Raw genomic sequence first — 13,936 nt, 5'->3', positions numbered from 1 at the left:
GCACCTCAAGCGCACGTTCCCGTACGCGTTCCGCATCACGGTCGCGGACAACGCGTCGACGGACACCACCCCTCAGGTGGCCGCGCGGCTGGAGGGTGGCGGAGGTTCACCGACACGGGCGGTGTCGTCGCCGTCGCCTCACCCTTCGCCAACGGCCACTCCTGGTGCAGCTCCCCCAGCGGAATCCGGTGCTGGAAGATGGGCGTACCGAAGATGGTCAGCTGGATCTGGAGGGCGCCGGAGAGGTCCACGCCCCCGTACAGCGCCCAGGAGCCGCTCGCCGACCCCGTCCCGTCGCTCGACCCTTCCGCCACCGCGTCCGCCTCCACGCGGAGATACGGGGCGAGGTCGGCGCTGACACCGACCGTGCCGTACAGGCCGATCGAGGCCTCCGCGCCCAGCGACGCCTTGACGTCACCGGTCGCCGTGACGTTCACGTCCAGCGGCGTCCCGGTCATCGCGGACTCGCTGACCGGCGTCCAGCCCTTGCTCCAGGAGAAGGTGCCGCCGACGCGGAAGTCGCCCTTGAGGTCCTGCTCGACGTCGACGGTCACCGTGCCGTCGGCGGCGACCTGGAAGTAGCAGACCAGGTCGAGGTTGACGACGATCGGGACCGGGCCCGCCTGGATGACGGGGTCGGCGTGCAGCTGCGCGAAGGGGATGCGCAGCGGCTTGCCGTCGGTCGTGGTGGTCCCGGCCGCGCGGCCCTTCAGCGACCACTGCGAGGCCCAGTCACCGGTCAGCCCGAGGAAGGCACCGCCGGGCGCCGAGCCGGTCCCGCTGCCGGAACCGTCGTACGAGAAGGCGACCTCGGGCGCGAGCTGGACGAAGCCCTCCACGGAGGCCGCCGCCGAGGCGGGAGCGCCCTCGGCGGTGGCGATCGCGGCGCCCACGTCGATACGCAGACTGCCCAGCGGCAGCTTGGCGCCCTCGGGGCCGAAGGTGAGGTCGCCGGTCTTCGCCCAGGAGACCTTCACACCCTCGACGAGCGGCTCGACCTCGATGGCGGCCGGGTCGACCGGGACCTCGCCCTCGGCCTTGGACTCACCGAGTACGGAGCTGAGTTCGGCGGCCTTGGTGACGACCTCCGTACCGCCGCTCGCGTCCTCCCCGACGACCTTCGTCACCTCGGCCAGCAGACCGTCGGGCGCACCGGGAGCCGGGGCACTGGCGATGACGTCACCGACGGCGACCGGAGCGGCGGCCGTCTCCGACGCGGAGGGCGAGGGGGAGGAACTCTCGGGGGAGGAGGGCGAAGAGGGGTTCACGGTGGCCGACTTGGCGGCGATGACCGCCCGCCCGCTCTTCTTGTCGTACGAGGCGACCTTGAGCGAGGACTTCTGCGCCGCGTCGCCGGTCTCCGTGGCGTCCTGGGTGGCGAGGGCGGTCGGCGCCGACTTGCCCAACGGGGCTTGTACGACGGCGAGTTGGTCCGGCGTGGAGGAGGCGGTCGGGGTCTCGGCCGCAGCCGCGCCCGCACTCTCCACGTCCGGGGACGAGCTTGCGGAGCAGCCGGTGGTGAGCAGGGCGGCGACGGTGACGGACGCCAGTAGGGCATGTCTGGTGAGCTTGTGCACGCGTGGGGGTCCTCGGGATCGAGTTGATCGAACTGGGGGACGGGGCACGGGGGTTGGGGTGGAACACGAATGGTTACCCCTCAGTAGCCACGCATGAGCATGCCAGCCCCGCGCACCCCACGAGGCACGCTTCCTTCACTTTCTTCACATCACACGCTCGTGATGTGGATCACTCCCCGGCTCGCTGCTCTCCGTCGAGGCGGTACTGCTCCGACTGCACCAGATACATCCGCCGGAACAGTCCCGGCCCCTCCCCCTCGGCCCTCATCAGGTCGTCGAACGTGCCGTGTTCGGCGACCCGGCCCCGTTCCAGGACGTAGATCTCGTCCGCGTGCCGGACGCTGTGCAGCCGGTGGGTGATCAGGATGATCGTCTGGCCCGCCGCGGCGAGGCTGCGGATCTGGTCGAAGACGCGCTGCTCGGTCTCCGCGTCCAGGGCGCTGGTCGGTTCGTCGACGACAAGGATGCGGGCGTCGCGGTGCCGGGCGCGGGCGATGCCGAGGCGCTGCCATTGCCCCCCGGAGATCTGGTGGCCGCCCTTGTAGCCACGGGCGAGGAGGGTGTCCCAGCCCCGGGGCAGGGCGGCGATGGTCTCGTCGGCGCCCGCGTACTCGGCGGCGGCGTGCAGGAGTTCGTCCTCGTGCGGGGCGTCGGGGCGGCCGATGGCGATGTTGACGCGGGCGGTGAAGGGCCAGCGGTAGAAGTCCTGGGCGACGACCGCGATCCGGTCGAAGAGGTCGGTGCGGTCCAGCTCGGTGGAGTCGAGCCCGTCCCAGAGGATGCGGCCGGCGTCGGGCGCGTACAGCCCGCACAGCAGCTTGGCCAGCGTCGACTTCCCGCTGCCGTTGTTGCCGACCAGCGCGACGATACGGCCGGTCGGGATGGTGACGTTCACGGCGTCGAGGGCGGGTTCGGTGGCCGTGCCCGGGTAGGTGAAGGAGACGTTCTCGAAGCGGATGGCGTCGACGCGGGCAGGCAGTTTGACACCCGTCTCGGGGATGAGCCGCCGGTCCGCCTCCTGGCACAACCGCTCCAGATCAGCCACGAACAGGCTTTCCTCGTAGAGGTAGTTGAGCTGGACGACGAGCGCCTCCAGGTTGGCGGACCCGGTCCGGATGGCGATGACCGCCGTACCGGCGACAGCCAGATCCATGGCCCCGGTCCACAGCAGCAGCCCGAGGACACCGTACGCACCGGCGGTCGCGATACCGGTCCACCCGGAGGCGATCAGCCCGGTACGGGCGGCCAGCGAGGCGAGCCGGGTCTGTTCCCGCTCCCCCGTCTCGGCCATGGTCCGGAAGTGGCGCAGCAGAAACGGCCCGATGTTGTGCACCCGCACCTCGGGCGCGGCCTCGGTGTCGATCAGCAGCCGCCCCAACAGCTGCCCGGCGCGGGCATGTTGGACCCAGGTGTGGAAGGAGACGTACCGCCGTCGGGCGATGGTGAGCGCGCTCCAGGCACTGGGCAGCGTCATCAGCGCGAGGAGGGGCAGCAGGGCCGGATGCAGCACGGTGAGCACACCGGCGGCGGCGATCAGCGCGATGGTCGCGGTCATGACGGACGTACAGAACCGGATCATGCGCCGCGCGGACTCGGCCCCCCACTGAGCGGAATCGAGGAGCTTGTGAAACTCCTCGTCCTCGACGGCGGCCAGTTCAACTCGGGCCACCCGCTCCAGATACTCCTCGGTCGCCACCCGGAACACCTTGGGCTCAAGCCGCCCGGTCCCGGCGGTGGACGCGGACCGCAACAGTGCCCCGACGAGCGCGGTGACCGCGACGACGACCAGCGCCGGTACGGCGTCCCGCAACCGGTCGGTGGTGGCCCCGCCGCCCAGCAGCTGGGCGAGCACCCGGTTGACGGCCACGAGCCCGACGGCCTGCGCCACTCCCCCGCCCAACTCCGCGACGGCGACCGTACGCAGAGCGCGCGGATCGGCGCGGTGGGCGAGCCGGACGGTGGCGCCGATCAGCCGGGGCATCCGCCCGACCATGGTCCGCAGCCCCAGCTCCAGAAACGACCCCTGATGCTGGTTCCACCCCATGTCGTACCGCAACGGCCCCCCGAACAACAGCCGTTCGGACTCGGAGACACCGTCGTCGGTGCCGGATTCCCCCTCGGTCGCCTGCTCCGCCTTCTTCGTACGTTCGTCACGCGTCGTCATCCGGGTGGGTCCCCCTTGGCGAGCCGGTCGAGTCGCGCCCACGCGGCCCAGGCGCATGGGTCACGCCCATCTCTGCCCGCGCCGCGGGCGTGGCGCACTCGTTCTCGGCCCTGCCGCGCTCCGCTCGCCGCCCCGCCACCACCAGCCCCACCGTCACACACACCGACCCCGCCGCCATCACCGTCATCGCCGCGCCCGGGGACGTGAGTTGGGCGATCGTGCCCGCCAGGGCCGCGCTCACGCCCTGCATCGTGAGCATGCCGGCGGAGTGCAACCCCAGGGCGTGGCCGGAGAGTTCAGGCGGGGTGAGGGACATCAGACGTTCCTGCTGGACGAGGCTGGCGCCGTACCCGACCGAGGCCACGCACACCGTCAGCGCGGCCACCCACACCCCGGGCCCGAAGGCGAAGAGCAGGTTCGGCGCGGCCAGCAACAGGAGTAGGGGCACGGCCAGTTGGCGCCGCAACCGGGGTGGCACGAACCGGCCGATCGTCACGTCCCCGATCAGCATGCCGAGGGCCGCACAGGCGAAGAGGGTGCCCGCGGATCCCGGGTCGTAGGACACGTACAGGGACTCGACGCCGACGACCAGGCCGTTGGGGATCCAGAGGCCCAGGTAGGTGAGGCGGCGCGGGCGTACCGACCACAACTGGGCGTTCGTACGCCAGGTCTGGGCGATGGACGGGCGGCCGGAGAGGCGGGGCGGGCGGCGGCTCAGGCCCAGACGGGTCACCAGGGCGCCTGCCAGGTAGAGGGCCGCGGAGGTGAGGAGCGTGGTGCGCGGAGAGAGGGTCGCCACCAGGACACCGCCCGTCGCGAAACCCGCGATCTGCATCAGCCCGTTGGACATGTTGAAGACCGAACGCCCCAGCAGATAGCCCTCCTTGGCCAGGATCTCGTTCAGCAGACCCCAGCCGACCCCCGCCCCCAGCGACGCGATCAGCCCCATGGCGAACAGCAGGGCGAAGAGCGCGCCGATCGGCAGGCCCGGGGTCGCCATCGCCGCCGTACCGAGGGCGAAGGCCAGCGCGATGCCCGTCAGCGTCGCGCGCGGGGGCAGGCGGTCGGAGGCCGAGAGGAGGGTCGTCGCGCCCACCACCTGGGCGAGTTGGGGGCCGAACATGCTCAGCGCGGAGAGCAGGGGCGAGCCGGTGGCGCGGTAGGTGAGGGTGGCGAGGGCCAGGCCGCCGATCGTCGAGGCGGCGGATCTGAGCGCCGTGGAGAGGAAGAGGGGTGTGAACTCGCGGGTGCGGAACAGGGCGGAGTAGCTGCGCATCCGGGGAGTCTGCGAGGGGCGCCGGACCCCCGTTATTGTTTCGCGCACACACGAAAGGTCAGTGAGGGGGCGCGAACATGGGCTGGTGGCAGGTGAACGCCGACACCCTCGCCCGCAGCCGGTTCGTCATCTCGCCCCTCGCCGAGACCTTCGCGAGCCTCCGGCTGCTGCACACCGGGACAGCCACGCACCCCGGCGAGCGCGCCTGGCTGACCGCCCACCTGCCCGCGTACCGCCACCGTCTGGCGCACGATCCCACCACTGCCCTCCTCGTCCGCGTCGGGCTCGGCCGCGACTGGATCGCCGACTTCCTGACCCCCACCCCCCGGTACGGCGAGACGTTCGAGGAGGCCGTCGCGCGTGTCCGCGCGGTCGCCCCCGCCCTCGCCCGCGACCACCTCGTCCGCTCCCGCCCCGGCCCGCTGCCCGCCACCCTCGCCGACCGGGACGACCTCCCGGAACGCGCCGCCGACCTCCTCACCCACGTGTGGGAGGAGGCCGTACGCCCGTACTGGGACCGGCGCCGGCGCGTCCTCGAAGCCGATGTGGTCGCGCGGACCGCGCAGGTCGGTCAGGGCGGCTGGGCCGCTGTGCTGGACGCGCTGCGGCCCGGCACGCGCTGGCTCGGCGGCAACCGGCTCCAGGTCAATCTGCACGAGTACCCGCCCCGCGAGATCTCCGGCGCCGAGCTGGTCTTCGTACCCGTGACGCCGAAAGCGGGGTGGGTGGCGTGGGAGGAGCCGCAACGGTACGCCGTGATCTATCCCTGCGCGGGGGCGCTGGCCGAGCACCGCGACGGGCGTACGGCGCCGGCCGCTCTCGGGGCGCTCCTGGGACCGGCCCGGGCCGCCGTGCTCGTCCTCCTCGACTCACCCCTCAGTACCACCCAGCTGACCGCCGTGACCGGGCAGGCGCTCGGCTCGGTCGGGCGGCATCTGCGGGTGCTGCTGGACGCGGGGCTGGTGGAGCGGCGGCGGGCGGGGCGGTCGGTGCTGTACTCGCGTACGGCGGCCGGTGAGGTCTTGGTCACGGCTTCGGGGGCGGGAGCCGGCACGACAACTACCGGAGCTAGCATCCGCTTATGACCACAGATGCCAGTTCTTCCCCCCTGAATGTCGAGATCGGTGCCCTCACGGGCGGTTCCGCGGACCTCGCCCAGTACGCGGGTAAGGCCGTCCTCATCGTCAACGTCGCCTCCAAGTGCGGGCTGACCCCGCAGTACGCGGGCCTGGAGAAGCTCCAGGCGCGGTACGCCGAGCAGGGCTTCACCGTGCTCGGGGTGCCCTGCAACCAGTTCATGGGCCAGGAGCCCGGCAGCTCCGAGGAGATCGCCGAGTTCTGCTCGGCGACGTACGGCGTGACCTTCCCGATGACCGAGAAGGTCGAGGTCAACGGGGACGCCCGGCACACCCTCTACGACCGCCTGGTGGGCTTCGCCGACGGCGAGGGCCACACCGGCGACATCCGCTGGAACTTCGAGAAGTTCCTCGTCGGCCGCGACGGCCAGGTCGTCGCCCGTTTCTCCCCGCAGACCGAGCCGGAGACGGCGGAGTTGGTCGGCGCCCTGGAGAAGGCCCTCGGCTGACCTCCTCCGTCCACCTGGGTTGACCTTGTCCCTGGGGCAAGGACGAGCGTCCTGTGTCACCGGGCCGACCGTGCCCGGTGACGGAGGATGTCGGAGTGAACGTGGACCGGGACGACGAGCTGCTCACCATCGGCGCGTTCGCCGCGCGGGCCCGGCTCTCGGCCAAGGCCCTGCGGCTGTACGACCGGCTGGGGCTGCTCGCCCCCGCGCACGTCGACGAGGTGAGCGGCTACCGCTACTACCGGCCCGCGCAGACCGAACGCGCCCGCCTGGTGGCCCTGCTGCGGCAGCTGGACATGCCGCTCGCCCTGATCGGCGAACTGGTGGAGCTGACCGAGCGGGACGGGCCGGCCGCTTCCGGGCGGCTCGCCGCCTACTGGGCGGACGTCGAGGCGCGGCACGCGAGCCGGCGCACGCTGTCCGACTACCTCCGTGGACGACTGTCCGGGAGGAGCTACGAGATGGACGAGCTGTACGGGAAGTTCGCGGTGGAGACGGTGGACGTACCCGAGCGGGTGGTGCTGACGGAGACGCGGCACACTCTCGCGGATGAGTTGCCCGCGTGGATCGGGGCGTCGCTCGGGCGGCTGGAGGCGGGCGCACAGGAGTGCGGGGGTGTGACGGCGGCGCCGTTCGTCGTCTACCACTCCGAGGTGTCCATGGAGAGCGACGGCCCGGCCGAGTCGTGCGTCCCGGTCGGCGACGAAGCCGCCGCGCGGGCCTGGGCCGAGACGCACGGGCGGGCCCGGGGGACGGCGGTACGGGTGGAACCGGCCCGGCGGCTCGCGTACACGCGGATCAGTAAGGCGCAGGTCGCCCACCCGCAGATCATCGCCGCGTTCGAGGCGGTGGAGCGGTGGATGGCCGGGCAGGGGATCGAGGCGACGGGGCCGTGCCGCGAGGTGTACTTCGCGGACTGGGAGGCGGCGGGGCCGGACGACGCGGTGTGTGACATCGCGTTCCCCATCTGATCCTGAGGATCCGCTGCGGATTGTCCTGCGGATGTCCTGAAGGGCGCGGCCGGAATTATCCGGTCGCGCCCGCCCGGGAACCGTCTCAAGCTGATGGGGCTCTATTCCGTCATGCCCCGGTCACCACCTGGTCACATGGGGGCGTGTAAGCCAACTCCCGGGGGACGGTTAGCGTCTACCCCGGAGAGACCTCCACCGGACAGACACCCGCCAGTCACGTGCGCGCGCCCGAGCCGAACCGAAACGGAATTGCAGTGGCCTTTGCCGAGCTGACCCCACGCAGACCTGCCTTGCGCGCCGACAAGCCCACGCAGGCACGTGGGGTGTGGCACGAGCGCCACCGGGTGGCCCTGACGGTGACCGCCTGTGCGGTGCCGCTGTACTTCGTGTGGTGGGCGGTGTTCGCGACCGGCGGCGGCGACCTGGCCGCCCAGGTGGCGTGGGCCGAGTTCGCGAAGATGTACCCGGGCTCCGCATACAACCTGTTCTGGTACGGCGGTCTGCACGCGGCCAACTACAGCCTGATGTCCCCGTATCTGATGGCCGCCATAGGGGTCGTCGCGACGACCATGCTGTCCGGGGTCACCGCCACGGTCCTCGGCGCGGAACTGGTCGCGCGCACGGGCGTGCGCAAGCCGATGTGGCCGGCGATGGCGGTCGGCTTCTCGCTGTGGTGCCAGGTGATCTCGGGGCGCTCGACGTTCGTGCTGGGCACCGCCTTCGGGATGGCGGCCGTGCTCGCGGTGGTGAGCGGGCGCGGCGTCCGGCATCTCGGTGCCGCCGCGCTGTGCGCGACGCTGGCCACCACCGGCAGCCCGGTCGCCGGCCTGTTCGTCCTCGTCGTCGGCGCCGCCTACTTCCTGTCCCGCGACTGGGGCAGGGCCGCGGCCCTGCTGGTGCCCCCGGTGGTCGTCGTGGGCGTGACGACGCTGCTGTTCCCGTTCGAGGGCGAGCAGCCGATGCCGTTCGCCCGTATATGGCCGCCGGTCGTGCTGTGCGCGATCGTCGTCCTGACGGCCCCGAGCGCCTGGCGCACGCTGCGTCTCGGCGCCGCGGTGTACGCGCTCGGCGTGGTCCTCTGCTATCTGATCCCGACCCCGATCGGTACGAACGTCGAGCGGCTCTCGGAACTGGCGGCCCCGGCGACCCTGCTCGCGATCATGATGTACCGCACGGAGAAGCGGCCGGGCGAGGAGCCCGTGGGGGACCGGGACGAGCAGCCGGACGGGGCTGCCGTCCCGGCTGCCACCGACACTCCCCGGCCGACGCTCCTTCCCCGGTTCACGGCCCGGGTGCCGCTCCCCCTCCCCTGGTTCACGTCCCGGCGGCGCATGGTGGCGCTCGGGCTCGCCATGACGGTCGCGGTGAGCTGGCTGTCGGGCAAGACGATCGCCGACATCGTCACCAACACCTCGGTGCCGGAGTGGGCCGTGAAGACAGACGGTGTCGTGAACGAGCTGAAGCGGCTGGGCGCCGAGGAGACACGCGTCGAGGTCGTCCCGGCCCGCGACCACCGCGAGGCCGCCATCCTCGCCCCGTACATCAACATGGCCCGCGGCTGGAACCGCCAGGCGGACGTCGAGCGGGGCCGGCTCTTCTACGAGGGCCACGGCGGCACCGAGGAGCCCGAGGGCGGCTTCTCCGCCTCCGCCTACAAGGCCTGGCTCTCCCAGTGGGCGGTGGGCTTCGTCGTCCTCGTCAACGGCGAACCGGACGGCCCGGCGAAGCTGGAGCACGCGTTGGTGTCCAGCGGGCCGAGCTATCTCCAGCCGGTCTGGGAGGACGCCAACTGGAAGATCTACCGGGTCAAGAACGCGACCCCGCTGGTCGACAAGCCCGCCTCCGTGGTCAGCGCCGACGGCGCCAACCTCGTCGTCCGGATGCCGAAGGCGGGCGAGGTGACCGTGCGGATCGCGTACTCGCCCTGGCTGTGGGCGGAGAACGGCTGTCTGACGGACGAGGGCGAGTTCACCAGGCTGACCGTCGAGCGGCCCGGCGACATCCGGATCAGCTCGGCGTACGGCGGTCCTTCCCAGGACACGACGATGGAGTGCGAGGCCGTGGAGAAGGCCCACGAGAAGGAGAAGGAAGCGGACAAGTAATCAGGTAATCAGGACAAGGAGAAGGGCCCCGGTCGGTACCGACCGGGGCCCTTCTCCTTGTCCTGTCCCTGTGCCGCTCAGCCGACCCGGGTCAGCTTCTTGTCGTAGCCGGGCTCGACCAGGTCCGTCTGGAGCTGCACCGGTACCTTCACCGCGCCGCCGCTGCCGTCGCCCACGGTGAGGGTGCCCACCGTGGTGCCCGCCTTCGCGGTGTGCGGCAGGTCCTCGGCCGCGGCGAACGACAGCTCGACCTTCATGCCGGCCCAGCCGACCGCCGTGACGTCCTTCGACAGCACGACCGGGGTGTGCCCGCCGAGCCCGTCGTCGACGTATCCGACGACGTCGCCCTTCTTCAGGATCTTCGAGGAGAGCAGCGCGTCCCGGGCGGCGATCATCGCCGTCTTGCTGACCGCGTTGACGGTGTCGATGATCGGCACCGTGTGCTGGCCGAGGATCGCGCCGACGACGGTGACCGTCTCGCCGCCGACCTCCTTGGTGGCGGCGTAGAGCAGGTTGCCGCCGGCCGCGGTGGTAGTGCCTGTCTTGATGCCGATGGCGCCGTTATAGGGGACGAGACGGTTGTAGTTGTCCCACTTCTCGCCCGACGGGTCGACCCAGACGGGCAGCTTGGTGATGTCCGTCAGCGCCGGGATCTTCACCAGCTCGTTGCCCAGCTTCACCTGATCCTCGGCGGTGGAGACGGTGGTCTCCTTGAGGCCGGAGGCGTCGGTGTAGACGGTGTTCTTCATCCCGAGTTCCTTGGCGGTGTCGTTCATCTTCTTGATGAACGCCGCCTCGGTCCCCGCGTCCCAACGGGCCAGCAGCCGCGCGATGTTGTTCGCGGACGGAATCATGACGGCCGACAGCGCCTGCTTCTCGGTGAGGGTGTCGCCCGCCTTGACGGTGGGGAGGGTCGACTCGTCCTTGCCGGGCACGTTGTAACCGCCCTCGGTCTCGGCGGTCGCGTCGACCGGGATCTTCGCGCCCTCCTCGCCCGACTTCATCGGGTGGTCCTTGAGGACGATGTACGCGGTCATCGCCTTGGCGACCGACCCGATGGCGACCGGCGTCTGCTCGCCGAACTTCCCCATGGTCCCGATGCCGTTGACGTCCATCCAGCCCTGCCCCTCGGACGGCCACGGCAGCGCGGCTGCCGCCCCGTCGAAGGTGTAGGAGTCCTCGGCGGTCAGCGTCAGCTCGGGGGTGGGCAGCGGACGCAGCACCTGTACGACTGCAAAGACGATCGCCAACAGGACGACCACCGGCGTCCAGATCTTGATCCGGCGCGCGATCGTCCGCACCGCGGTGTTCGGCGGCGGCGGCGTGTTCGTCAGCTCCGCGAGCAGATCCAGCGGCGGCAACGGAGGCAACGGCTGCTGCGTCGTACGCTCCGGCCCGACCTGGGGGATCGCGGCGGTGGCGTCGGCGACGGGTGCCTTCGGCGACTGGGCGGCGGGCGGGTTGGCCGTCTCGGCGGCGGGCAGCGCGGCGGCGCTCGGCGGCTTCCGGGTGGCCGGGTCGTCCAGCTGCCTCAGAGCTACGAATTTGCTGGTGCGCTCAGCAACGGACTCACCGTTGCCGTCCTTGACGTCCGCCTCGGCCGCCTCGGCCTTTCCGGCCGCGACATCGCCCAGCTTGAGCATCGTCGTCGGCTGATCGACCGGAGGCGCGGCGGGCGGGCGTACGGCCTTGAAGATGGCGGTGGGCTGGTCGACGGGGGGCTTGGGGGCGGGGGGCTTGGGGGCGGGGTCGGCGGCGACGTCAGGGGCAGCGCCGCCATCGGCGTCACTGTCGGCGTCGGCGTCCGGCTTCGACTTCGAGTCGGCCGCACCCTCGGGCTCCGCGCCCGACTTCGACTTCGGCTCGGCCACATCCGGCTTGGCTTTCGAGCCGACGGCGCCCTCGGTCCCCGGCTTCGGCTCGGCCGCGCCCTCGGACTCTGCGTCCAGCTTCGGCTTCGAGTCGGCCGCGCCCTCCACGTCCGAGTCCGACTTCGACTCGGCCACCACACGCGGGTCCGGCTTCGACTTCGAGTCGGCCGTGTCCTCGGGCTCCGCACCCGGCTTGGCCTTCGAGTCGGCCGCGCCCTCCGTGTCCGGCTTCGACTCGGCCGCACCTTCGAACTCCGCGTCCAGCTTCGGCTTCGAGTCGGCCACGCCCTCCACGTCCGAGTCCGACTCGGCCACCACACGCGGGTCCGGCTTCGAGTTGGCCGCACCCTCCGCGTCGGGCTTCGGCTCGGCGGACGCGTCCGCGTCCGACTTCGACTCGGTCACCGCGCCCGCGTCCAGCTTCGGCTCGGCCGCGCCCTCGGCCTCCGCGGGCGACTTGTGCTCGGCCGCGCCCTCGGCCGGCTTCGGCTTCGCCGCGCTCTCTCGCTCCGCATCGGCTTCGGACCGGGGCTCCGGTTCGGTCCCGGGCGTCGATTCGCTCTCCTGTGCGCTCTCAGGCTCAGAGGAGTCCTCGTCGACATCCCCGGACACCCCGTCCGCGCCCTCAGGGGCCTCGTCAGCGGCCTCGGAGGGCTCGTCGGGTCCGGCGTCGGCGGCGGCGTCCGCCGCGGGCTCCTCGTCGCCCTCAGGGGCTTCGGCCGCGGCGTCCGTATCCGGGGCCGGGTCGGCGTCCGCATCGAGGCCGGCCTTCTCGGCGGCACCCTCGGCGCCTTCGGACCCGTCCTTGCCCTCACCCTCGTCCGCGCTGGCGACCCACGCGGCCACCGCCGCACGCAGCCGGGTGCTGCCCGTGCCGTCGGTGCCACCGCCGGCCGGGGCGGCGCCCTCGGGCTCGCTCTCGGCTTCCGGGGCCGTGTCCGGCGTACTCGCGTCGGCGTCGCCCTCGTCCGCCGGGAGCGGCGGGCGGGAGAACACCCGGGTCGCCGTGTCCACGCCACCTCGTGCCGTGGATTCCCGGTCCCGGGCCACCGCGAGCCGTGGATCGCGTGCCCCGGCGCCTGATTCACCCCTGGCCCCGGGAACCGGACCCGCGCTCCCCGACGTCGGTTCTTCCGACGACTCGCGCTGCTTCGACCTGTCGGGGAACTCGCCCGCCACCGATGCCTCCTCCATGCGTCGCACGCTCACCGTGCGTGTGTACCGAACCGTGAACCGTCAAAACGCCGCCCGAACGACACTGTCCGAACCAGCTACCAGTGTCCTGTGCGCAGCCTTGACTCCTGCGGTAGACGAGAACGACATACCTACTGGTTCCACTACGAACCGGTCACGCCCTCTCGACAGATGAATGTGAGAGGGGTCACCCTGTCATTCATCCACGCGGGGAGGCATGGATGGGCAGGAGCCGCAGATCAATTCCGGAAGAGCTTCTTCTGCTGGCGTTGGACCCGGCCACGGGCACCACCGCACAGCCGCAGTCGCTCGACCTCGGTCTGGCCGGAGCACAGCTAGTGGAGCTGGCGCTGGCCGGACGGATAGCCCCGGACGGGGATCGTATCGCCGTGGTCGTACCACGGCCGACTGGAGATCCAACACTGGACTGTGCGTTGGAACTGCTTCGCCGACGCGGAGCACCCGTACGCGCAGTGAACTGGATTGGCGGGCCCCGCCTGGGGCTGCGTCAGACCTACCTCTCGCATCTGGAGCGGTGCGGCATGGTGCATGCCGTGGCGGGACAGATGTGCGGGGTGCTTCCGACGACTCGCTATCAGGCGACGGACACGGAGATCAGCCGGGAGATCAGAGCCCGACTGGACACTGCCATCCGCACCGGCGTTCCGCCGGACCCGCGGACGGCGGCGCTCGCCGCGCTGGCCCATGCGGTCGGTCTCGGCAAGCACCTGTATCCGGGTAACGAGGGACGTTCGTCCCGCTCCCGGCTGCGGGATCTGATCCGGCACGACCCCATGGGCGGACTGGTGGCCCACGCTGTCATGGACGTGCAGAACGGCGTCGCGGCCCAGCCGCGTCGCAGCCCGGCACCGGCCGGCCGTCAGGCCGCCCCCGGAGCCAGGTCCGCACCGGAACCCGCTCGCGGCGTTCCGATGCAGCCGCACCAGCACCGCGGATCCATGGCGCGCGCCGTGGCTCACTGAGCCGCAGTCCCACGGCGAACACCCGATCGGCGAGGCACCGCACCACCCCGCACGACGCAGGACGCAGGACGCAGGACCTCAACAGCGCCGCACCGCAGTCCCCAAGACCGGTTCGGGAGCCGCTGGCCCGCATCCCAGGCGCCGATGCGGAGTACGCCGGCGGACCAGCGGACGCGCAGGGCGGCGGGGCCCTCGGTGTGCCGTACGGCGTTG

9 protein-coding genes and 1 pseudogene are annotated in these 13,936 nt (G+C 71.6%); 5 read left to right on the top strand and 5 right to left on the bottom strand.

The window, feature by feature from the left end; genetic code table 11:
* Nucleotides 1–35 precede the first annotated feature (35 nt).
* The 3 genes from ACWCRB_RS44915 to ACWCRB_RS44905 all read right to left on the bottom strand — a co-directional run bounded on the left by ACWCRB_RS44915 (nucleotide 36) and on the right by ACWCRB_RS44905 (nucleotide 5,017).
* Entirely contained in the window at nucleotides 36–1,577 is a 1,542-nt protein-coding gene (locus ACWCRB_RS44915; RefSeq protein ID WP_451001584.1) for a hypothetical protein, read from the bottom strand.
* 169 nt (nucleotides 1,578–1,746) lie between these two features.
* Entirely contained in the window at nucleotides 1,747–3,621 is a 1,875-nt protein-coding gene (locus ACWCRB_RS44910) for an ABC transporter ATP-binding protein (RefSeq protein WP_451001587.1), read from the bottom strand.
* A gap of 106 nt (nucleotides 3,622–3,727) precedes the next feature.
* Nucleotides 3,728–5,017: an MFS transporter gene (locus tag ACWCRB_RS44905; protein WP_451001583.1), complete on the bottom strand. Its 1,290-nt coding sequence runs from the start codon at nucleotides 5,015–5,017 to the stop codon at nucleotides 3,728–3,730.
* A gap of 77 nt (nucleotides 5,018–5,094) precedes the next feature.
* Here ACWCRB_RS44905 and ACWCRB_RS44900 point away from each other — a divergent pair, with 77 nt between their 5' ends.
* The 4 genes from ACWCRB_RS44900 (at nucleotide 5,095) to ACWCRB_RS44885 (ending at nucleotide 9,675) form a co-directional block, all read left to right on the top strand.
* Complete coding sequence (locus ACWCRB_RS44900) at nucleotides 5,095–6,102, top strand: helix-turn-helix domain-containing protein (RefSeq protein ID WP_451001582.1); 1,008 nt, start codon at nucleotides 5,095–5,097, stop codon at nucleotides 6,100–6,102.
* Nucleotides 6,099–6,602, top strand: coding sequence for a glutathione peroxidase (locus tag ACWCRB_RS44895; protein WP_451001581.1), 504 nt, complete (start codon nucleotides 6,099–6,101; stop codon nucleotides 6,600–6,602). Before ACWCRB_RS44900 ends, ACWCRB_RS44895 begins: the two co-directional genes overlap by 4 nt.
* A gap of 77 nt (nucleotides 6,603–6,679) precedes the next feature.
* Nucleotides 6,680–7,573 carry a MerR family transcriptional regulator gene (locus tag ACWCRB_RS44890; protein WP_451001580.1) on the top strand — a complete coding sequence of 298 codons (894 nt, stop codon included), beginning with the start codon at nucleotides 6,680–6,682 and terminating at the stop codon, nucleotides 7,571–7,573.
* Between the two features lie 344 nt (nucleotides 7,574–7,917).
* Complete coding sequence (locus tag ACWCRB_RS44885) at nucleotides 7,918–9,675, top strand: hypothetical protein (RefSeq protein ID WP_451001586.1); 1,758 nt, start codon at nucleotides 7,918–7,920, stop codon at nucleotides 9,673–9,675.
* A 77-nt stretch (nucleotides 9,676–9,752) separates the two neighbouring features.
* Here the strand turns inward: ACWCRB_RS44885 and ACWCRB_RS44880 are convergent, their stop codons facing one another.
* Nucleotides 9,753–12,740: a D-alanyl-D-alanine carboxypeptidase gene (locus ACWCRB_RS44880; protein ID WP_451001585.1), complete on the bottom strand. Its 2,988-nt coding sequence runs from the start codon at nucleotides 12,738–12,740 to the stop codon at nucleotides 9,753–9,755.
* A gap of 221 nt (nucleotides 12,741–12,961) precedes the next feature.
* Between ACWCRB_RS44880 and ACWCRB_RS44875 the strand changes: the two genes are divergently transcribed.
* The gene (locus ACWCRB_RS44875; protein WP_235477808.1) at nucleotides 12,962–13,723 is read left to right on the top strand and encodes a GOLPH3/VPS74 family protein; all 762 of its coding nucleotides are present in this window, start codon (nucleotides 12,962–12,964) and stop codon (nucleotides 13,721–13,723) included.
* 113 nt (nucleotides 13,724–13,836) lie between these two features.
* Here ACWCRB_RS44875 and ACWCRB_RS44870 read toward each other — a convergent pair.
* Nucleotides 13,837–13,936: pseudogene (locus ACWCRB_RS44870) on the bottom strand (ATP-binding protein); the annotation flags it as partial.

It is taken from the genome of Streptomyces sp. NPDC002156, from assembly GCF_053593675.1.
Note: the sequence above shows the minus strand (reverse complement) of the source record. Positions and strands in the feature narration are given on the sequence as shown.

What these genes read in the sequence shown, in the direction of transcription:
- ACWCRB_RS44910 (WP_451001587.1), bottom strand. Translation starts at nt 3,621, where the DNA reads ATGGGGTGGAACCAGCATCAGGGGTCGTTTCTGGAGCTGGGGCTGCGG.
- ACWCRB_RS44905 (WP_451001583.1), bottom strand. Translation starts at nt 5,017, where the DNA reads ATGCGCAGCTACTCCGCCCTGTTCCGCACCCGCGAGTTCACACCCCTC.
- ACWCRB_RS44900 (WP_451001582.1), top strand. Translation starts at nt 5,095, where the DNA reads ATGGGCTGGTGGCAGGTGAACGCCGACACCCTCGCCCGCAGCCGGTTC.
- ACWCRB_RS44895 (WP_451001581.1), top strand. Translation starts at nt 6,099, where the DNA reads ATGACCACAGATGCCAGTTCTTCCCCCCTGAATGTCGAGATCGGTGCC.
- ACWCRB_RS44880 (WP_451001585.1), bottom strand. Translation starts at nt 12,740, where the DNA reads ATGGAGGAGGCATCGGTGGCGGGCGAGTTCCCCGACAGGTCGAAGCAG.
- ACWCRB_RS44875 (WP_235477808.1), top strand. Translation starts at nt 12,962, where the DNA reads ATGGGCAGGAGCCGCAGATCAATTCCGGAAGAGCTTCTTCTGCTGGCG.